General features: G+C 46.9%; 19 protein-coding genes. 8 read left to right on the top strand and 11 right to left on the bottom strand.

From position 1 onward, the window contains the following. Window positions 1–58: 58 nt before the first annotated feature. A complete protein-coding gene (locus DP923_RS03600; RefSeq protein ID WP_112304411.1) occupies window positions 59–1633 on the bottom strand; it encodes an OmpP1/FadL family transporter in 1575 nt (524 codons plus the stop codon). A gap of 21 nt (window positions 1634–1654) precedes the next feature. Beyond that, window positions 1655–2818 carry a hypothetical protein gene (locus DP923_RS03605; protein ID WP_112304413.1) on the bottom strand — a complete coding sequence of 388 codons (1164 nt, stop codon included), beginning with the start codon at window positions 2816–2818 and terminating at the stop codon, window positions 1655–1657. Between the two features lie 193 nt (window positions 2819–3011). On the opposite strand from DP923_RS03605, the gene proS reads away from it, so the two are divergent. The 4 genes from proS (at window position 3012) to DP923_RS03625 (ending at window position 6689) form a co-directional block, all read left to right on the top strand. Next, the gene (gene proS, locus DP923_RS03610; protein ID WP_112304415.1) at window positions 3012–4490 is read left to right on the top strand and encodes a proline--tRNA ligase; all 1479 of its coding nucleotides are present in this window, start codon (window positions 3012–3014) and stop codon (window positions 4488–4490) included. Window positions 4491–4665: 175 nt separating this feature from the next. Beyond that, the gene (locus DP923_RS03615) at window positions 4666–5139 is read left to right on the top strand and encodes an NfeD family protein (RefSeq protein WP_112304417.1); all 474 of its coding nucleotides are present in this window, start codon (window positions 4666–4668) and stop codon (window positions 5137–5139) included. 10 nt (window positions 5140–5149) lie between these two features. After that, window positions 5150–6139: a flotillin-like protein FloA gene (gene floA, locus DP923_RS03620; RefSeq protein WP_112304419.1), complete on the top strand. Its 990-nt coding sequence runs from the start codon at window positions 5150–5152 to the stop codon at window positions 6137–6139. Between the two features lie 151 nt (window positions 6140–6290). Beyond that, complete coding sequence (locus DP923_RS03625) at window positions 6291–6689, top strand: hypothetical protein (protein WP_112304421.1); 399 nt, start codon at window positions 6291–6293, stop codon at window positions 6687–6689. Between the two features lie 78 nt (window positions 6690–6767). Here DP923_RS03625 and DP923_RS03630 read toward each other — a convergent pair whose 3' ends face one another. Then, complete coding sequence (locus DP923_RS03630) at window positions 6768–7610, bottom strand: hypothetical protein (RefSeq protein WP_239020926.1); 843 nt, start codon at window positions 7608–7610, stop codon at window positions 6768–6770. A 101-nt stretch (window positions 7611–7711) separates the two neighbouring features. Here DP923_RS03630 and DP923_RS03635 point away from each other — a divergent pair, with 101 nt between their 5' ends. Together DP923_RS03635 and chrA are read left to right on the top strand one after the other, a co-directional pair. After that, entirely contained in the window at window positions 7712–8686 is a 975-nt protein-coding gene (locus tag DP923_RS03635; RefSeq protein ID WP_112304423.1) for an isopenicillin N synthase family dioxygenase, read from the top strand. A gap of 68 nt (window positions 8687–8754) precedes the next feature. Beyond that, window positions 8755–9924: a chromate efflux transporter gene (chrA, locus tag DP923_RS03640; RefSeq protein WP_112304425.1), complete on the top strand. Its 1170-nt coding sequence runs from the start codon at window positions 8755–8757 to the stop codon at window positions 9922–9924. An 83-nt stretch (window positions 9925–10007) separates the two neighbouring features. On the opposite strand, the gene rfbA is transcribed toward chrA, so the two are convergent. The 4 genes from rfbA to prmC all read right to left on the bottom strand — a co-directional run bounded on the left by rfbA (window position 10008) and on the right by prmC (window position 14008). Beyond that, complete coding sequence (rfbA, locus tag DP923_RS03645) at window positions 10008–10868, bottom strand: glucose-1-phosphate thymidylyltransferase RfbA (protein WP_112304427.1); 861 nt, start codon at window positions 10866–10868, stop codon at window positions 10008–10010. A 52-nt stretch (window positions 10869–10920) separates the two neighbouring features. Continuing rightward, complete coding sequence (rfbB, locus tag DP923_RS03650) at window positions 10921–11970, bottom strand: dTDP-glucose 4,6-dehydratase (RefSeq protein WP_112304429.1); 1050 nt, start codon at window positions 11968–11970, stop codon at window positions 10921–10923. Window positions 11971–11987: 17 nt separating this feature from the next. Then, window positions 11988–13010, bottom strand: coding sequence for a UDP-glucose 4-epimerase GalE (galE, locus tag DP923_RS03655; protein WP_112304431.1), 1023 nt, complete (start codon window positions 13008–13010; stop codon window positions 11988–11990). 143 nt (window positions 13011–13153) lie between these two features. Beyond that, on the bottom strand, window positions 13154–14008 hold the full coding sequence (gene prmC, locus DP923_RS03660; protein ID WP_112304433.1) for a peptide chain release factor N(5)-glutamine methyltransferase: 855 nt from the start codon (window positions 14006–14008) through the stop codon (window positions 13154–13156). A gap of 129 nt (window positions 14009–14137) precedes the next feature. On the opposite strand from prmC, the gene ribD reads away from it, so the two are divergent. Then, a complete protein-coding gene (gene ribD, locus DP923_RS03665; RefSeq protein ID WP_112304434.1) occupies window positions 14138–15172 on the top strand; it encodes a bifunctional diaminohydroxyphosphoribosylaminopyrimidine deaminase/5-amino-6-(5-phosphoribosylamino)uracil reductase RibD in 1035 nt (344 codons plus the stop codon). Between the two features lie 51 nt (window positions 15173–15223). Further along, complete coding sequence (locus DP923_RS03670) at window positions 15224–15706, top strand: GAF domain-containing protein (protein ID WP_112304435.1); 483 nt, start codon at window positions 15224–15226, stop codon at window positions 15704–15706. 182 nt (window positions 15707–15888) lie between these two features. On the opposite strand, the gene DP923_RS03675 is transcribed toward DP923_RS03670, so the two are convergent. The 4 genes from DP923_RS03675 to DP923_RS03690 all read right to left on the bottom strand — a co-directional run bounded on the left by DP923_RS03675 (window position 15889) and on the right by DP923_RS03690 (window position 19933). Then, window positions 15889–16572, bottom strand: a complete 684-nt coding sequence (locus tag DP923_RS03675; protein ID WP_112304436.1) for a phosphatidylserine decarboxylase family protein — start codon at window positions 16570–16572, stop codon at window positions 15889–15891. Window positions 16573–16693: 121 nt separating this feature from the next. Beyond that, window positions 16694–17971: a Glu/Leu/Phe/Val family dehydrogenase gene (locus tag DP923_RS03680; RefSeq protein ID WP_112304437.1), complete on the bottom strand. Its 1278-nt coding sequence runs from the start codon at window positions 17969–17971 to the stop codon at window positions 16694–16696. A gap of 113 nt (window positions 17972–18084) precedes the next feature. Next, on the bottom strand, window positions 18085–18912 hold the full coding sequence (locus DP923_RS03685) for a phosphatidate cytidylyltransferase (RefSeq protein ID WP_165838139.1): 828 nt from the start codon (window positions 18910–18912) through the stop codon (window positions 18085–18087). Between the two features lie 58 nt (window positions 18913–18970). Next, complete coding sequence (locus DP923_RS03690) at window positions 18971–19933, bottom strand: CPBP family intramembrane glutamic endopeptidase (protein ID WP_112304438.1); 963 nt, start codon at window positions 19931–19933, stop codon at window positions 18971–18973. Window positions 19934–19984: the final 51 nt, after the last annotated feature.

Genomic DNA, 19984 nt, shown 5'->3' on the forward strand with positions numbered 1-19984 from the left:
AAAAGAGCGGCAGCTTCTTCTGAAACTGCCGCTCTTTCTGAAGTATAAAAACCTGGTTCTAGAAATTAAAACCAAATGTTACCGCTACTTTATTCTGCTTCTGATCCAGGCCGATTACGGGCTCGCCGCCACCGCCGCTGAACGTGTAAGGGGAGTATAAACTCTCGCCTTTGCTGCTTACAAATGCTGCATCCAGGTAATAATTCTGTAAACGGATACCAGCTCCTAAACTGTAGCTGGTTACTTTTCCATCAAAATTAGCGTTGCGGTACGGGTCTCCGTTAACCGCATAACCAGCCCTGAAACGGAATACATCGTAACGGCCTTCCGCACCTAAACTATAGTTGATGGCTGATTTGGAAGTGCTGGAAACGGCATTGTTTACATCATCAAAATAGTCGCTTTCAGAAACAAACTCATCGTCCTGCTCCCTGAATTTGGCTTTGCTGTAATTTACATACCCGATATCTGCCGTGATAAAACCATACTTGCTTACGAACACAGCCACACCCCCATTTGCCCTGAACGGAGTAGTTAAGTTGTAAGTAAACTGGCCTGGTAACATCACTTCTGTAATGGTTTCCGGTGAGTTGGTAGCCGGGTTTAACGTTGTAGCAGTTAGTGAAGTCTGGTAATCGTCGGTGAAAGTATAAGCTGTTGGCGTTTGTATACTTACCCCGATCCGTAACGCATCTATCGGCCTTGCGATAACACCCACTCTCAGGTTTATACCTGTACCCCGCGATGTAAACTCATCGCGTAAGCTCAGATTATACTGGCCTTGCAACCCCGGATTGCCATTTGCATCAAACGTAGCTACGTAATTTCCGCTTTCTGAAAACAGATTTTCCTGCTTAAAATAGCTGGTTACAACGCCTACCGATGCGCCCAAGTATAACCTGTCTTTATAACTGGTCCCAACACCAAAATCATACTGGTTCTGTGAGCCTCTGCGCTTTATTTGTTCCTGTTGTTCGCTGATACCAGTAGTATACAATGGTTCTGCATACTGGCCTTGTGCATCTTCAAAAACATCGATCAGGTAAGTGCCATAGGCCAGGCCTTCGTAAGTGGTAAAGCCGCTGTCAAATTCATCGTCCAGGCTTCGGCCCAGTGTTTCGTTTGCTCCTAAAAGTCGTCTGTTGTTAGCCCGGTCGGCAAAATAATCAACTATCGTATTGGGTGCCTGGGATCTGTTCTGATAACTGACCTGCTGATTAAAATTATTGATCTGGCTCAGACTGACACCGAACGTAACACCGCGCCAATCACTTGGATCATCATCGCCTTTACGGTTACTCAATACAAAACCGGCACTCGGAATAGCCAGTGTATTACGATCAGTAGAAAATTTACCTGCTCCGGTGCTGGCATCTGTTGTACCAAACTGTATGGCTGGTGTAAAGCTTGCTTCTGATCTGCGGAACATGCCTAAACCGGCTGGGTTTGCATTCATAGCTGAGATATCGGCGCCTAATGCTGTTTGCGTGCCTCCCATCCCAAGTATACGTGCCGAACCTGTAATACCTAACCGGGAATAACGCAGGGCATCAACTTCGGATTGGGCAAAAGCTGTTCCGCTCCAGCCTAGCAATAGCGCCAGGCTGGCCGAAAGTATCTTCTTATTTATCATGTGGATTTTGCGGATTTACTGTTAATTTCCTCTGCGTGGTCTGCCGCCGCCACTGCTACCAGAGTTGCTGTTGTTACTTGGAGAGTAACTCGGGCTGCTGTCCGAACGGCTAGGTCTGCTTTCGTAGCTTCTGCTTGGCTGGCTTTCCTGTGTTCTGATCTGGCGTTGCGGCTGCTCATAGCGTGGCTGGCTTGGCACACTGCTCTCTTGGCGGCGGGTTCTTCTGGTTTCGCGTGCAGGTGCAGGTGTAGTGCTGCGTTGCTCCTGTGGCTGTACACTTGGCTGCTGCTCATTTACCGAACGCCCCTGGCGGCTACGCGAATCATAGGTTCCGTTTCTGCTTGGCCTTGCCGGCAGCGATTCTTTTCCAACATTTTCGGATGGCGTTACAATTTGTTGCGTCCGGCTTCTGCCGCCACGTTCCGGTCTGCCTCTATCGCCTGCCTGTATGGCTTCGGTACGTTCAGTGCGGGTGCGGTTTGTATTTCTGTCAGATGCTACTGTTCCACCTCGTGTATCGCGTGGGCCATACTGTACACGGCGTTGCTGGCCATACACAATCGGGGCATCGTAATAAAAGTTGTTTCTTCTGTAGTACGGGTTGCCACTGTAAAATCCATCATAGAAACCTCTGTAATACCCGTTGTAAAAATTGTTATGCGGATACCAGGAACTGTAATATGGATTTCGGCCCCAACCCATGTTGTACCCTATGTTAATAGATAAACCGCTTCCCCAATAGCCTCTGCGGCCATATGGATTATAAAAGAATGAATCGCCATAAAAAGGATCGTAGAACGGATCGTTGTAGAAATAGCTGTAACGGCTGCTGTAGCTTGGCACATAATTTCTGCCCCAACTTGGGTCTACGTACGAGTAATTTGGCTGATACCAGTTATCGCGGGCATCATAGGTTCTGCCATCGTAATATTCATCGCCGCTGTAGTTTTGCGTTATAACCTGGCTGTCGTCATATTCTGGATTGGCGTATTGTGTTTCCTGATTTTGCTCAGCCTGGTATTGCTGCTCATCTGCCTGCACTTCAGGCTGGATAAAGACAGTTTTATCAGCTTTGCTGTAATACATATCATCGTACTCCGTGGATTGCATAGCCGTTGGAGTGGCGCATCCTGCTGCCAGTAAAGCCAGCATAGGAGCTATGGTATAGGTTAATATATTTTTCATGGGCTTCCTGGTAAAGATTGGTAAAATGCTCCTCTATCAAAGATAAAAACACAATAGCGCAAAACCTTATTAATAGTATAATATATTAACGTAATTTTGAGGCGGATTGATGTGTCTTCTTATTATTTTGAAGTTGCAAATATTATTCCAAAAACAAGGGTAAGTAGCATTATACAATAACAAATATTTAAACATGAGCAAAGGGTTGCCAAAACGAAGCGAAGATTACTCTTCGTGGTACAACGAGCTGGTAAAAAAAGCAGGCTTAGCCGAAAATTCAGCGGTGCGCGGCTGTATGGTTATCAAGCCATACGGTTATGCCATCTGGGAAAAAATGCAGCGTGTGCTGGATGATATGTTCAAGGCCACCGGCCACTCCAATGCCTATTTCCCGCTGTTTGTGCCCAAGAGCTTATTTGAAGCCGAAGAGCAGAACGCCGAAGGTTTTGCAAAGGAATGTGCCGTTGTAACCCATTACCGTTTACAATCCGACCCGGACAAGCCAGGGAAACTGCGCGTTGACCCAAATGCTAAACTAGAAGAAGAGCTAATTGTTCGGCCAACTTCGGAAGCCATTATCTGGAGCACCTACAAAGGCTGGATCCAAAGCTACCGCGACCTACCTATACTGGTAAACCAGTGGGCTAACGTAGTACGCTGGGAAATGCGCACGCGCCTGTTTTTAAGAACTGCTGAGTTTTTATGGCAGGAAGGCCACACGGCCCACGCAACTTCCGAAGAGGCTATCGCTGAAACAAAACAGATGCTGGAAGTATATGCTACGTTTGCAGAGCAATACATTGCCCTGCCGGTTATACGCGGTGTAAAAACGCAAAACGAACGCTTTGCCGGTGCCCTGGACACCTACTGTATCGAAGGCCTGATGCAGGACGGAAAAGCGTTGCAAGCGGGTACTTCGCACTTTTTAGGGCAGAACTTTGCCAAAGCATTTGATGTAAAATTCGCGACGAAAGACGGCGGACTGGAACACGTTTGGGGCACCTCGTGGGGCGTGAGCACGCGTTTAATGGGTGCGCTAGTAATGGCACATTCAGACGACGAAGGCTTGGTACTTCCTCCGAAGCTCGCACCGATTCAAGTTGTAATCGTGCCGATATACAAGGGCGAAGAGCAACTGGCCCAGATCAGCGAAAAAGTACTGCAACTCAAAAAAGAGCTCGAAGCCAAAGGCATCAGCGTGAAGTTTGATGACCGTGATAGCGAACGCCCGGGCTTTAAATTTGCTGAATGGGAGCTGAAAGGCGTACCAGTACGCATCGCCATCGGTGGCCGCGACCTTGAAAACGGTACCGCCGAAGTAGCCCGTCGTGATACAAAAGAGAAAAGCACGCAGCAGTTTGCCGAGCTTGGCACTTACCTGCCAGCGCTGTTAGACGAGATCCAGGAAAATATTTACAGCAGAGCGCTTAACTACCGTGCCGAGCATACCACCAAAGTAGACAGCTACGAAGAGTTCAAAAACGTACTTGAAAACAAAGGTGGTTTTGTACTGGCGCACTGGGATGGCACTCCAGAAACCGAGGAGCGCATTAAGGAAGAAACAAAAGCGACCATCCGTTGCATTGCCCTGGATACACCTGCAGAAGATGGCGTAGATATGCTGACCGGCAAGCCAAGCAAGCAACGCGTATACTTTGCCAAGGCTTATTAAGACAGTTATTCCCTGCTGATCAATAAGCAGTAATTTATACTGTGGAGCGTCACTTTCTATTCAGAAAGTGGCGCTTTTTTTATACTTCACTTTTGCTTCTCCGGATATAAAACGTGCTTTCAGGCTTATACTTCACATAAAAAATACTATATTTACCTATAACGCCTTGTAACCTATGCTACTCGACTGGATAACTGTTATGCTACTGATCGCTATCGGGCTTGTGCTGATTGTGGTAGAATTAATTTTTGTACCAGGCACTACCTTTGTCGGCATCATCGGGTTTATACTTACTGCAGTTGGTATCTGGCTAGGTTATTCCTCTTTGGGCAATACGGTGGGGCATGTTATACTTGGTTCGTCGGTGCTGGTAGGCGTGGTGTCTGTTTTTTATAGTTTCCGGAGCAATGCTTGGTCCAGGTTCGCGCTGAAAGACCAGATAAACAGCCGCGTGAACGACGAATACAAACACGAGCTTTTCGAAGGCGAAACAGGCCTAACCATTTCAGCACTCCGCCCAGCGGGCACGGCCGTTTTCAGGGAGCGCCAGCACGAAGTACACACCAGCGGTGAGTTTGTAGACGCCAACACACAAGTACGCATCATCAAAATAGAACAAAATAGAATTATTGTAGAAGAAATAAGTTAAACCCCCACAAATGGCTGATTACTCCTTATTGTTTCTGATTGCGGGCGGCATCGTCCTGCTGATCATCTTTTTTTACTTCGTACCGGTTAGTCTCTGGATTACGGCGCAGTTCTCTAATGTGAAGGTGGGCTTGCTCGAGTTGGTGTTCATGCGCATCCGTAAAGTGCCACCCAGCCTTATCGTTAATTCGCTTATCACCTCCACCAAAGCAGGCATCGAGCTTACTACCAGCGACCTGGAAACACACTATTTAGCCGGCGGTAATGTACCGAAGGTGATCAGGGCACTTATCTCGGCTGATAAAGCCAACATCCCGCTTTCGTTTAAGCAAGCCACCGCCATCGACCTGGCCGGCCGCGATGTATTTGAAGCGGTAACCACATCGGTAAACCCGAAAGTGATTAACACGCCAAGCGTAGCAGCGGTAGCGCAGGATGGTATACAGCTAGTTGCCAGAGCACGTGTAACGGTTCGCGCCAATATCATGCGCCTGGTAGGTGGCTCCGGCGAAGAAACCATCCTTGCCCGCGTAGGCGAAGGCATTGTTACTTCTATTGGTTCGTCTGAATCGCATAAAGCCGTATTGCAGAACCCGGACATGATCTCAAAACTGGTGCTGCAGAAAGGGCTTGATGCCGGTACTGCTTTTGAGATTCTCTCTATTGATATTGCTGACATTGATGTTGGCGAGAACATTGGGGCCAAACTACAGATTGACCAGGCGAATGCCGACTTAAAAGTAGCCGAAGCTAAAGCCGAAGAACGCCGCGCCATGGCCATTGCTGTAGAGCAGGAAATGAAAGCCAAAGCCCAGGAAGCACGCGCATATGTAATACAGGCCGAAGTAGAAATTCCGCAGGCCATTGCAGCAGCGTTCCGGAGCGGCAACCTGGGTATTATGGATTACTACAAAATGCAGAACATCCAGTCTGATACCGACATGCGAAACTCTATTGCAACCCCGGATCAGCAAGACCCCGGCAATAAACCACGCGACTAAATATAACCTATACTTTTATCAGAACGGCCATACTTGCAGCAAGTATGGCCGTTCTGGTTTTAGGGTGATCTAAAGTATAAAGTAGAAGCTACTTGATGAATCAGGAACATTTTATACTTTAGAAAGTATAATCCGTTAAGCAGTTACGTGTATGAAGAAACTCTTTTATACTTTACTCGCCTTACTGTTTCTGTTTAAAATTGAAGCCAAGGCTCAGGCTGATAGCTTGCTTGTATTTGTGCATAAGTTTGAGCGTTTTAAAACATCTACGACAGCAAAACAGCACTGGACCGCCTCACCTGATAACCCTAAAAGCATAACGTATAAGATGCCAAACCCGGTAGACGTAACCAAAACATTTATTGTTGACCCAGATTCCGGCTTAAGATATTACCCACATAGCGAGAAAGTAATTGATCCGCAGACAGGATACTCGATTAATTACGATGCCCACCGGTACTTTTTATACCATGTTGATACCAAAGCTGCTAAGATTTACAAAGGCAAAACAGAAGTAAAGATTAAGAAACTGCAACCTATCAAAGAGTAAAATAATCTTTAGCTATAAAGTATAAAAGCCCGCTCTCTTTGCAGAAAGCGGGCTTTTATACTTTATAACCATTTATACTTAAGCAGCTGGCTTCAGGGTAAATGTGCGGGTTACGCTATTAAACGGACCAGGAATCAGATTGCCATTATTATCTACCAGATCAAGCTTAATAGTATTTTCGCCCATTGGCAGGCCTTCGATCATATGCGGCATCCATTTCTCCAGCATAAACTCAGTACCATTAATAGTAGCGCGTACTTTGTTACCACGTGTGCTCAACTCAGTATTTACGAGGTAAAAATCAAGCATGATGCGCTCTGTATCCGGGCCTACATACTCGCCTTTCGGACGGCTGTAGAACATGTGCGGCGCCTTTGTATCAAACTCCATACGCTCTGCAGGGCGGCCAGCCGTTACTACACGCAGGTCGTAAGCGCCCTGGTGCTTTAAGCTCTCGTGGTACGATCTTGATAAGAAAGAAAGCACCACATGGTCGCCTTCTTTCAGGTCTTTCGTGAAAGAGGTTTCGTAATGCGCAGTGTAAGGCTCGTTATCTACAATATTATGAATGTGCTGCCCCTGCTGCGAGTTTGCCATATGGTCGGCATTGGAATGCGGGGTCATGCGGGTAAGCTGGAAATTAGAAACTGAATAATTAAATTCTACAGGTCCTGGCTCTACTACACTGCCAGCTGGCGGTGTATTCAGGCGCAGCTGCGATTCAGGATATTTCTGAGAATCGTCGAACGCAAACACACGCAATCCGTTTTTACTCATAACTGCTCCATCTGGCGTTGGCCCGGTAGCCAATGCTTCAGTAGGGGTTTGGTTTTCAGCCTCCTGCGTCTGGCGAGTGGTATCGCAGGCTGTAAAGCTCAGCGCCAGTGCCGAGGCAAGAAACATGTACGTTTTTTTCATCATTTTATATTTTTGTTATCCAGTGTGGCTAATTTAGCGATTTTATTTTTGCGTATATTGCGCCCCACGATATTAACCTGAAAAAGTATTACAATTATACCTATATGAGCGAGATTTTGTTTGATGAGGTTCCGTCTTTGGACTTGGCGGACTTTACCTCCGGGGATCCTGAAAAAAGAACTCAATTTGTTAAAAAACTCGGCGATGCATACCAGAACATCGGCTTTATTGCCCTGCGTAACCACGGCCTGAGCGATGACCTGACCACCAGGCTATATGCCGCTACCAAAAAGTTTTTTGCCTTGCCCGATGATGTAAAACAAAAGTATGAAATACCTGGCCTGGCCGGACAGCGCGGCTATGTTGGCAAAGGAAAAGAGCACGCCAAAGGCCGCAACACCGGCGACCTGAAAGAGTTTTACCACGTTGGCCAGCACGTAACCGACAACGACCCGATCAAAGAAGAATATCCGGACAATGTGTTCCCGACGGAAATTGAAGAGTTTGAGGAAGTAACCCTGGAAGCGTACCAGAAACTGGAAGCAGCCGGCAAGCAGGTCTTAAAAGCCATTGCCTTGCACCTGGGCCTCAACGAAAATTACTTTGATGATAAAGTACACCATGGCAACAGCATCCTGCGCCCTATCCATTACTTCCCGATCGAAAATTCGGATAGCGTGCCTGCCGATGCTGTACGAGCTGCAGAGCATGGCGATATCAACCTGATCACGTTGCTGATGGGCGCCAGTGCCGATGGCTTACAGGTATTACGCCGCGATGGCAAATGGATTCCGATTACGGCGCTGCCGGAGCAGGTTGTGGTAAATGTAGGCGATATGCTGGCGCGCTTAACAAACAACAAACTCAAGTCTACTATTCACCGCGTAGTTAACCCGCCACGCGAGCTGATGAATACGTCGCGTTACTCGATACCGTTCTTTATGCATCCACGCTCCGAAATGGATTTAACCTGCCTCGAAAGCTGCATAGATGCGCAGAATCCCAAATCTTTCCCGGATGCTACAGCAGGCGAATACCTGAACGAACGCCTGATCGAACTGGGACTTAAAAAAGCATAAATCTGAGTTTACAAAAACTAAATTAAGAGAGATGGCCCACAGGTCATCTCTCTTTTTTATATTTAGGCATGAGTTTGCGCGCCTACATCTTCCTGAAAGACGTATTGCTACTGGCCCTCACTGCATTTGGAGGCCCGCAGGCGCATATTGCCATGATGTTACGGCTACTGGTAAACAAACGGCGCTACCTTACCGAACAGGAACTGATCGAGCTGAATGCGCTTTGCCAGATCCTGCCCGGCCCCAACTCTACCCAGACCATTACAGCGATCGGTTACAAAATAGGCGGACCCAACCTGGCCTACATTACCTTGCTGGTCTGGTTGCTGCCTGCCACCATCATCATGACGGCCGCTGCCATGGGCATCTCATATTTGCAGGAGCAGCATATTTCACTTTCCTTCCTGAAATTTATACTTCCGATGGCAGTTGGGTTTGTAGCCTATGCAGCCTATAGCATCGGTTTAAAAGTTATTCATACCAAAACGGCGGCTACTATTATGGTTGTTTCTGCCGTAATCGCCTACTTCTTTAACTCGCCCTGGGTTTTACCAATATTGTTAATTGCGGGCGGTGCCATTACAGCGCGCCGGTACAGGCAACACCCCATTGAGGAAGGCAAAAAACTGCAGATACAATGGGCCAACTTTATACTTTTTGTACTGGTATTAGTGGTTGCAGCTGTGGTGGGCGGCGCTACACGTAGCTTACCGGTAAGGTTGTTCGAGAACTTTTACCGGAACGGCAGCCTTATTTTTGGCGGGGGCCAGGTGCTGATTCCGCTTATGTATACTGAGTTTGTCGATTTTAAACACTACCTCACCAGCGAAGAGTTTTTATCCGGGTACGCAATTATGCAGGCCTTACCGGGCCCGGTTTTTTCTTTCTGCTCTTACATCGGTACGCTATCCATGCGTAATTTTGGCTTTTGGGGGCAGGTGTTAGGTTCGTTTATGGCGACGGCCGGTATTTTTCTGCCTGGCACGTTTCTTATTTTCTTCGTGATCCGGTTCTGGGATAACCTCAAAAAGTATAGAATCATGAAAGCCTCGCTGGAAGGTATCAGCGCTGTAAGCTCGGGGATGGTAGCAGCTGCCGCCATTCAATTGTATCACCCAATCGATAACACACCGCTTAATTTCGGGATTGTAATAGCCACTTTTTGCCTGCTTTTGTTTACGCGCATTCCGGCACCGCTGCTTATACTTACAGGCTTGGGGCTTGGATTTATACTTTAGAAGTACAGCTTGAAGTATAAAAAGTAAAGCCCGGACAGATGCACTGCCGGGCTTTACTTTTTATACTTTATACTTGATAGGTATTACTTCAGAATATGCAATAAGTAATCACCGTAACCGCTTTTGCGCAGCGGCTCTGCGATACGCTGTAATTGCGCTGCATCAATAAAGCCCATACGGTAGGCTACTTCTTCAATAGAACCGATCTTTAGGCCCTGGCGCTCTTCTATTACCTGTACAAAGGTAGCAGCCTGCATCAGCGATTGGATGGTACCGGTATCGAGCCAGGCAGTACCACGGTCTAGGATGCCAACTTTAAGCTTGCCTTTCTCCAGGTAGTATTTGTTTACGTCCGTAATCTCATACTCACCGCGTGCGCTTGGCTGCAGGTTCTTTGCAATTTCTACCACATCGTTATCATAGAAGTATAAACCCGGCACTGCGTAGTTTGATTTTGGCTGAACGGGTTTTTCCTCAATAGAAATGGCCTTATTCGTATCATCAAACTCTACCACGCCGTAACGCTCCGGATCATTTACGTGGTATGCAAACACCACACCGCCATCCGGATCGTTGTTAGCCTGCAGCAGCTTGCTCATCCCTGATCCGTAGAAAATATTATCGCCTAATACCAGCGCTGCCTTATCGTTGCCGATAAACTGCTCGCCCAGCACAAAGGCCTGCGCTAAACCGTTTGGTACTTCCTGCACAGCATAACTAAAGTTACACCCGATCTGACTGCCATCACCGAGCAGGCGCTCGAACATCGGCAGGTCATGCGGTGTGGAAATGATCAGGATATCCCGGATGCCTGCCAGCATTAAAGTAGACAAAGGGTAATAGATCATGGGCTTATCGTACACCGGCATTAGTTGCTTGCTAACAGCTAAAGTGAGCGGGTGTAAACGTGTTCCGGAACCTCCGGCTAATATGATTCCTTTCATGGAGTTCGTGTTTCGTTTATACTTCTACAGAAGTTTATTTTGAAGTTATACCTTAACGCTGCTCGTATTGCTGTTCGTAGTAGCTCTGGTAGTTGCCTGATGTTACATTATCCAGCCATTCGGTGTTTTGCAGGTACCAGTCTACCGTTTTGCTCAGGCCTTCTTCAAAGGTTACAGATGGGTTCCAGCCCAGTTCGTTTACCAGTTTGGAGGCATCAATGGCATAGCGCATGTCGTGTCCGGCGCGGTCTTTTACAAACGTAATCAGCTTACGCGATTCACCTGCTTCTCTGCCCAGTTTCTCATCCATCACATCGCACAGCATCTTGATCAGGTCCAGGTTTTTCCACTCGTTTATGCCACCAATGTTATAGGTTTCGCCTAGTTTGCCTTCATGGAAAATAGTATCAATGGCACGGGCATGGTCCAGTACATACAGCCAGTCGCGGATGTTATCGCCTTTGCCGTAGACAGGTACCGGGCGGTTATTTTTGATATTGTAGATGGCCAGCGGAATAAGCTTTTCCGGGAAGTGGTTCGGGCCGTAGTTATTGGAGCAGTTCGATAGTTTAACCGGCAAGCCATACGTATGAAAGTAGGCTCGCACAAAATGATCAGAACTTGCTTTAGAAGCGGAATAAGGCGAACGCGGATCATAGGCGGTTTCTTCTGTAAACAAGCCTTCTTCACCTAAAGAGCCATATACTTCATCCGTAGAAATATGGTAGAACAGATGCTCTTTCATGTTATCAGCCCAGTGCTGGCGCGCCGTGTTCAGCAGGTTTACCGTGCCGATCACGTTGGTGTAAACAAAAGCCAGCGGGTCTGTAATCGAGCGGTCTACATGCGACTCGGCGGCCAGGTGTATAACTGCATCAAATTTATACTCTGAAAAAATCCCGTTTATATAAGCTGCATCTGTAATGTCGCCTTTCAGGAAAGTATAGTTTTCGCTGTTTTCGATGTCCGTCAGGTTAGCCAGGTTACCGGCATACGTCAGTTTATCGAGGTTAAAGATCTGGTAGTTCGGGTACTTGGTTACAAACAAACGTACCACATGCGAACCTATAAAGCCGGCCCCGCCTGTAATTAATATCTTCATGATCTATACTTTATACTTTACTTCTGTAGTTGTAATTGCCAGTTCCAGGCGCTCAGCATGGCTTCTTCTAAGGTAGAAGTTGTCCGGAAGCCCAATACTTCGGTTGCCTTGGTTACATCGGCATATATCTTAGGCACATCGCCGGCGCGGCGCGGGCCTACTTTATAATTCAGTTGAATGCCTGAGGCACTTTCGAATGCTTTTATCGCTTCCAGCACGGTGTTGCCGGTGCCGGTGCCGATATTGTAAAACTCGATCGGTTCTGCTTTGCCTTGTAATAACCTATCAATAGCGACTACGTGCGCTTTGGCCAAATCTACTACATGTACATAATCGCGGATGCAGGTGCCGTCCGGCGTGTCATAATCTTCCCCAAAAATGGTGAGCTGCTCGCGTATGCCTGCTGCTGTCTGGGTGATAAACGGAACCAGGTTATTGGGTACGCCAAGCGGCAATTCGCCAATTTTAGCAGACGGATGTGCGCCAACCGGATTAAAATAACGCAAGGCTATACTTCTCACTTCGCTTCCGCTAACAGCCAGGTCCGTTAAAATATCTTCGCATACTTTTTTGGTGTTGCCGTACGGCGAGTTCGCTTTCTGTACAGGCGTTTCTTCGGTTACCGGTAATTGCTCCGGTATACCATACACGGTGCACGACGACGAGAATACCAGGTTTGTTACATTTGTTTCCTGCATTACCTGCAGCAGCGCTACCAGGGAGCCCACGTTGTTGTGGTAATACTTCATCGGCTCTGCCACCGACTCTCCTACTGCCTTAAATGCTGCAAAATGAATAACACCTGCAATGTTTTGTTCCTGCTGAAACACAGTTCGCATGGCCGAGACATCAGTACAATCAATGCGATGGCAGGTAACGCTGCGGCCTAGAATAGATGCAATGCCTTCCAGCGAACGCTCTTCTGTATTCGAGAAATTATCGATAATGATGGGCTCGTATCCCGCCTCAACCAGCTCCACAACGGTATGGGAACCAATATAGCCTGCGCCACCTGTTACTACTATTTTACCTTTTGACACTTCTTATTAAGTTTGATGTTAGCTACTCACTGCGTTTTGCGTCTGATTGGAAAGTATAAAATCAATCGCTCCGCAAAAGTACAATTTTAAAGTATAAATAAATCCAAATCCGGAAAGAGAATACAGTTATAAAGTATAAATAACTACTTCACAGCCCGCACAATACGTTCTTTATCAAACATATCCTGGATGATAACCGCTTCTGCAAACCCTGCCTGCAACAGTGCTGTCCGTACAGCGTCGCCGTAACGCTCGTTAATCTCAAAGTATAATTTCCCGCCTGCGCGCAGTAACCCGAAACCTGCTTTGGCAATTCTGGTGTAATATTTTAGCGGTTCGGTATCGGGCACAAATAGAGCGAGATGCGGCTCAAAATCCAGTACATTTTCGCGCATCAGCTGTTTTTCTTCTTCGAGCACATAAGGCGGGTTGCTGGTGATGATATCTAAAGAGCCCGGATTTATACTTTCAATCGGCTCAAAAACATCCTGCTGCAGCCACGTTACCGGTAATTTATACTTAGCAGCGTTAATTTTGGCTACTTCCAGCGCACCTTCCGATATCTCCAGACCATATACTTCCGAAGTATGCAGGTTAGCCGCCAACGCCAACGGAATACAACCGCTTCCGGTGCAAATATCAAGTATGCGCAGGTTTTGTGCGTGCTTATGTTCTTTGATAACCAGGTGTACCAACTCTTCCGTTTCCGGCCTTGGGATTAGTACGCGTTCGTCTACATACAGCTCGAGGTCATAGAAATGAGCCAGGCCTAAAACATATTGTACCGGTTCGTGTTTCTGCAAACGGCTGATGGCTTTCAGCACCTGTTGTTCCTGCGCGGCTGTTACATCTTTATTTGTATTCAGCGTTAGGTCTATGCGGTTTTGCTGCAGTACTGCTTCCAGTACCAGTTGCGCGATGCTGCCAGCCTCCGGTTCGGGGTAGGCGGTATTTATACTTTGCCGGATGCGTTCCCGCATCTCCTGAACTGTAGCCACGTGTATAGTTGTTTTAGGTATCTTTGCAAAAATAACTCATTTTGAGTTATGAGTTCAGAATTACGAGTTCTGAGTTAAGTATAGTTTAACTTAGCCCTATAGGTTCACTCAAATTAATCTGGAACTGAATTGATAAACGAAATCTACATGCAGCGCGCCTTGGAGCTGGCCATACTTGGTAACGGCTATGCGAACCCGAACCCGATGGTTGGCTGCGTAGTGGTGCACAACGGGCAGATTATTGGCGAAGGTTGGCACAGGCAACACGGCGGTCCGCACGCTGAAGTGAATGCCATTGCCGCCGTTCAGGATAAAAGTTTGTTGCCGGAAAGCAAAGTATATGTTACGCTGGAGCCTTGCTCGCATTTCGGTAAAACACCGCCTTGCGCCGATCTGCTGATAAAGTATGGTGTAAAGGATGTGATCATCTGCAACACAGACCCTAACCCGTTGGTAGCCGGCCGAGGCATTAAAAAACTACAAGACGCTGGCGCAATCGTAAAAACCGGCGTATTGGAGCAGCAAGGCCTGGAGTTAAACAAGCGCTTCTTTTTATTTCATACCCAAAAGCGCCCGTTTATACTTTTGAAATGGGCCGAAACAACCGATGGTTTTGTAGCTGGCCCTGCTTGCGAGCAGGTACAGATCAGCGGGCCTCTGGCGCAACGGCTGGTGCATAAGTGGCGCACCGAAGAACAAGCGATTATGGTGGGTACCCGAACGGCTCAGTTTGATAACCCCAGGTTAACCACGCGGCACTGGAGCGGCAAAAACCCGTTACGCATTGTGATTGACAGGCAACTACAGTTACTGACTAACCTCCACCTGTTCGATAAAAGCCAGCCAACGGTAGTATACAATTACAAAAAGCAGGAAGAGCAGGAAAATTTATACTTTGTAAGACTACAGGAAAACGAACCGCTTTTACCACAGATTTTACAGGACCTCTATCAGCGTAATGTTTTGTCGGTACTCGTGGAGGGCGGGCCTTTTTTGCTGAACAGCTTTATAGAAGCCGGCCTATGGGACGAAGCAATGGTTTTCAAAAGTATAACTAACGCATTAGGGCAAGGCATCGAAGCACCAGTAATGAAAGGCGGAACATTAACACAAACGCAACAACTGGGCAGCGATGTATTATTTCATTATCAAAATAAATCCTAACGCAGCACATATAGACATTTCCTAATTTTCAACTCTTCAAATCATATAATCGTGGCAGAATCACTTATTGTAGACCAAAGCCTCAGCAAAGAGGAAAAGTATAAAACGTTGCTTCCGCAGATTGAAGCACTTGTAACTGGCGAAACAGATTTAATAGCCAACATCTCCAACCTGGTGGCAGCGCTTAAACAAGGCTTCGGTTTTTTTTGGGTGGGCATATACTTTAACAAAGAAGGCCAGTTGGTACTTGGTCCGTTTCAGGGGCCGATTGCCTGTACCCGTATACCGTACCATAAAGGCGTTTGCGGCGCTGCTTATACCCGAAAAGAAACTATTCTGGTGCCGGATGTAGAGCAATTCCCGGGGCACATTGCCTGCGCCAGCGAATCAAAATCAGAAATTGTAGTGCCGGTTATAAAGGACGGCGAAGTAAAACTGGTACTGGATGTAGACAGCGATCAATTAAACGACTTCGACGAGACAGACCAAAAATACCTGGAGCAGTTGATGACGCTGGTTGCCAGCTGGTATTAATTTTTGCGTAGCACGATATGCGTATCACGTAGCATGACTTTTGCGCAATATCTGCAGTTCTTGCTTAAGCTGGTTAATCCGCATTTCATATAATAAAACAGGCTGCTGCAAGTATAAATTGCAGCAGCCTGTTTATTATGAATCTTGATACGTGTGTCGTGATACGAGATACGTCAAAAAAATTACCCAAACAAAGTTGGTGTTGGTGTTTTGAGTTGGGCTATTACCGTAATACCTCCTTTTGTTTTCTGGCCGAGTTCTACTTTGATTTCTGTATCAAGCGGTACAAAAATATCCACACGCGAACCAAACTTGATAAAGCCGAACTCTTCGCCCTGGCTTACTTCATCGCCTTCTTTTACATACCACACAATGCGGCGCGCCATAGCTCCTGCAATCTGTCTGAAAAGTATTTCAGGGCCGGCCGTAGATTCTACTACCACTGTGGTGCGCTCGTTTTGCGTGCTTGATTTCGGGTGCCAGGCTACAAAATAATTGCCCGGGTGGTATTTAAAATATTTAACGATGCCGGCAATCGGGTTACGGGTTACGTGCACGTTAATCGGCGACATGAAAATAGAGATCTGCTTGCGCTTGTCGTTAAAATACTCGGGCTCCTCTACTTCTTCTATCACTACTACTTTGCCATCGGCCGGCGCTACAAGTAAGTCTTCGTGCAGCAGCAGGTTGCGGTACGGGCTTCGGAAAAACTGAAGGATCAACAGGAAAAGAACGACCGAAACGCCTGAGAAGATGCGGTTAAAGGTATTGTTAGCAGCATTAAACTGGTAAAGCACCAGGTTAAGCACTACCAATATCAACAAGGTAAAAAATAATATTCGTCTTCCTTCTTTATGAATCTTCATCCGCTTTCTGGCTTGGCAACAGGTACTTTTAATTTATAATAGCCCATCCAGCTTAATGGATGGGCTATTATCCTGTTTCAAAATTATGGAAACTTTTGATTATTCGTACAAAAATCTTCTGTTAGAAGCCTCCACGATACTTATACGTCATGGCTACTTTATCAATGGCTACAATGTAAGCAGCAATTCGCATTGGTACGTTATACTTCTGCGAGGCAGCATACACACGCTCAAATGCCTCGTTCATGATGCGCTCGGCACGCTCGTTTACGCGCTCCAGCGTCCACTTAAAGCCCATACGGTTTTGTACCCACTCAAAGTATGATACGGTAACACCGCCCGAGTTGGCCAAAATATCCGGCACAACCATAATACCTTTTTCGTTGATGATCTTATCGGCTTTGTAAGAAGTAGGGCCGTTTGCACCTTCTACGATCAGTTTAGCCTGAATTTTATCTACGTTATGGATCGTAATCACGTCTTCCACAGCAGCTGGTATCAACACATCTACTTTAGAGGTCAGCAGGTCGCCTGCATCATCCATCAGTTCTGCGCCTTTGTAACCTTCCAATCGGCCGTTGTGTGCGTTCTTATATTCGATTGCTTCGTCTATATCAATACCTTTTTCGTTCCAATACGCTCCGCTTACATCACTGATGCCCAGAATCTTAACACCGCGCTCAGCCATTAACTTAGCAGCCCAGGCTCCTACGTTACCGAAGCCCTGAATAGCAGCAGTCGTGTTATTTGGGTCCATGCCCAGTTTATCCATGGCAGCCATCGCAGAAACCATCACGCCACGGCCGGTTGCTTCTACGCGGCCCAAAGAACCACCCAGTACAAGCGGCTTGCCTGTAACAACAGCGTGCTCCGTAGAACCTTTCATTTTAGAATACTCGTCCATCAGCCAGGCCATTTCGCGTGGGCCGGTGCCCATATCCGGAGCCGGAATATCACGATCCGGACCAAAGATATCCATCAGCGACTGGGTATAAGCTCTTGTTAAACGCTCAATTTCGCCGGCTGACATGGTAAACGGATCGCAGATGATGCCACCTTTTGCACCGCCATACGGGATATCCACTACAGCACATTTCCAGGTCATCCAGGCTGCAAGTGCTTTTACCTCATCAAGGAACACATCCGGCGCATAACGAATACCGCCTTTAGAGGGGCCAAGGATAGTAGAATGCACTACACGGTAACCCTCAAACACACGCACTTTACCATCATCCATGGTTACAGGTATGTTCACGATAACCTGGCGTGTCGGCGACTTCAGTACATTGTACGTTTCCTCGTCCAGGCCTAATACTTCAGCAGCAATGTTGAAGCGCGACATCATCGACTCGAACGGATTTTCGCGGTCTTTTATGGGTGCAGGCTCTTTATATAACATCATTTACTCTTAAAAATTTAGCGTTTGATTTAAACTAATAGTATTTAATGCGTATCGGCAGCAAAGGTGTGAATTATACCTGCAACCTCCTACGCCCTGAAACAAAAAAGTTTTTAGAAGATTTTAAGGAAAGCCACGATAAACGGGATCGCCATTAAAAGGCTGTCGAAACGGTCTAAAATACCACCGTGGCCGGGCAGTAACGTACCCGAATCTTTCACGCCCAGGTCGCGCTTCAGCAACGACTCTACCAGGTCGCCAAGCACCCCGAAAACTGAAATAATAACGGCCATTCCCAGCCATTGGTATAAGTATAAATCTTTAAAATAATAAGAGAGCCCATACCCTACTGCCAGGGTAAGTATAACACCACCGGCCCAGCCTTCCCAGGTTTTGCCCGGCGAGATGCGCTGAAACAGTTTGTGCTTCCCAAAATTCTTGCCTGCTATGTACGCCCCCGTATCTGATGCCCAAAGCAGCAACATCAAACCAAGTATAGGTTGCCAGCTATATTCTCCTTTCAGGAAACCAAGCAAATGCAACAGCGCAAACGGCACAGCCACATACATAACACCCAGCATAGTAAAAGCAATGTTAGTGAAAGGATGCTCTTTTTTGCGGTACATCTCCAGTATAAACGCCAGAAAAAGTACAGGCACGGCTAAAAGCAATAGCTCAACTGCCAGCATATCTTTTTGCACTAGGAACACAGCCGTATAAAGCAGGAAACCAAGCGCCAGGCCAAGTACAGTATTTGGTTTGATGTTCTGAGCCCCGAGCAGCCGGTAAAATTCTGCTATCCCTAACAGGTTAAGCCCCAGAAAAATAAGAAAATAGGTCCATTCGTTAAACCAGATGGCGCCTATAAAAACTGCGGCACCCAGCACGCCTACTATGATCCGTTGATTAAGATTACTAAGGGAAGATATATTTTGACTCATAAGTAAGAATGCCGCTTTAGAGCAGTAGCAGTTTGTTCGGGTTAAATATAGAAAATTTTTAGAGTTGAGGATTTTGTCCCTGCTCCGCTATACTTACCGTGCGTACAGGTTGCAGCTTAAATTGCCTGTATAAAAAGTATAAAACCGCAGCACTCAGCACCGCCGAAAGCAGCACCGTTGCCCAGGGCATTGCCTCGGTACTTTCCACATCAAAGTCGATGGTTTTGGTTTGCTGCAAGTATAAAAGCAGTACCGTAAAGCCGTTGTTTACAAAGTGAGCGATCATCGGCACAATAATCCGGCCCGACCAGAAGTATAAATACCCGAACAAAGCTCCTAATAAAACGCGCGGCACAAAGCCAAAAAACTGCACGTGTATCGCTGAAAAAAGTATGGCTGCCACCCAAATAGCCAGGTGTGGGTTGCCCCACCAGCGGCGCAGTTGGCGCTGCACAATGCCACGAAAAACGAGTTCTTCTCCGATGCCCGGTATCACGGCTATAACTACCAAACCAACCAGCAATTGCGGCAAGGTGCCAAAGCGGGCCAGTAATTTGGTTAACTCGGCAGCCTGGCTTTCCTGTTCGCGCGCCCATTTCTCGAAACCCTCTAAGGCAGCCGGAAAATCAATGCCTGCATTCCAGTTAATGATAACGGAGTTTAATGGCATAATCAAAACAACCAGTAATCCGCTTAACAGCACCAGCCAAAGTATGGTGTTTTCCTTTCGGTTCAGGTAAGTATCCCAGTCGTAGCCCATCGCTTTTATCAGGGCCAGCGGCGCTACTATAAACATAAAAAACGAAGTCAGGCCCTGGAAAAGCATCAGCGCATTAGCCTGTTCAGGGTGCGCGGAAGGGTTTTGCAGCAGCGTGGATAGCTGTAAAAAGCTCACGCCGGTTATGCCTTCGCCAAGTATCGCATAAAAGAAATAAGCCACAAAAACACCGCCCAGCATAAAAGCCAGCAACAGCATAAACACAACCAGCGGGTGCAAATCTTTGGAGATGAAACCTTTCATAGAGAATTTTAGGTTTAATTGACGTAAATTTACGTGAAAAAACAGATTTAG

Source organism: Pontibacter arcticus, from assembly GCF_003284895.1.
GTDB lineage: Bacteria > Bacteroidota > Bacteroidia > Cytophagales > Hymenobacteraceae > Pontibacter > Pontibacter arcticus.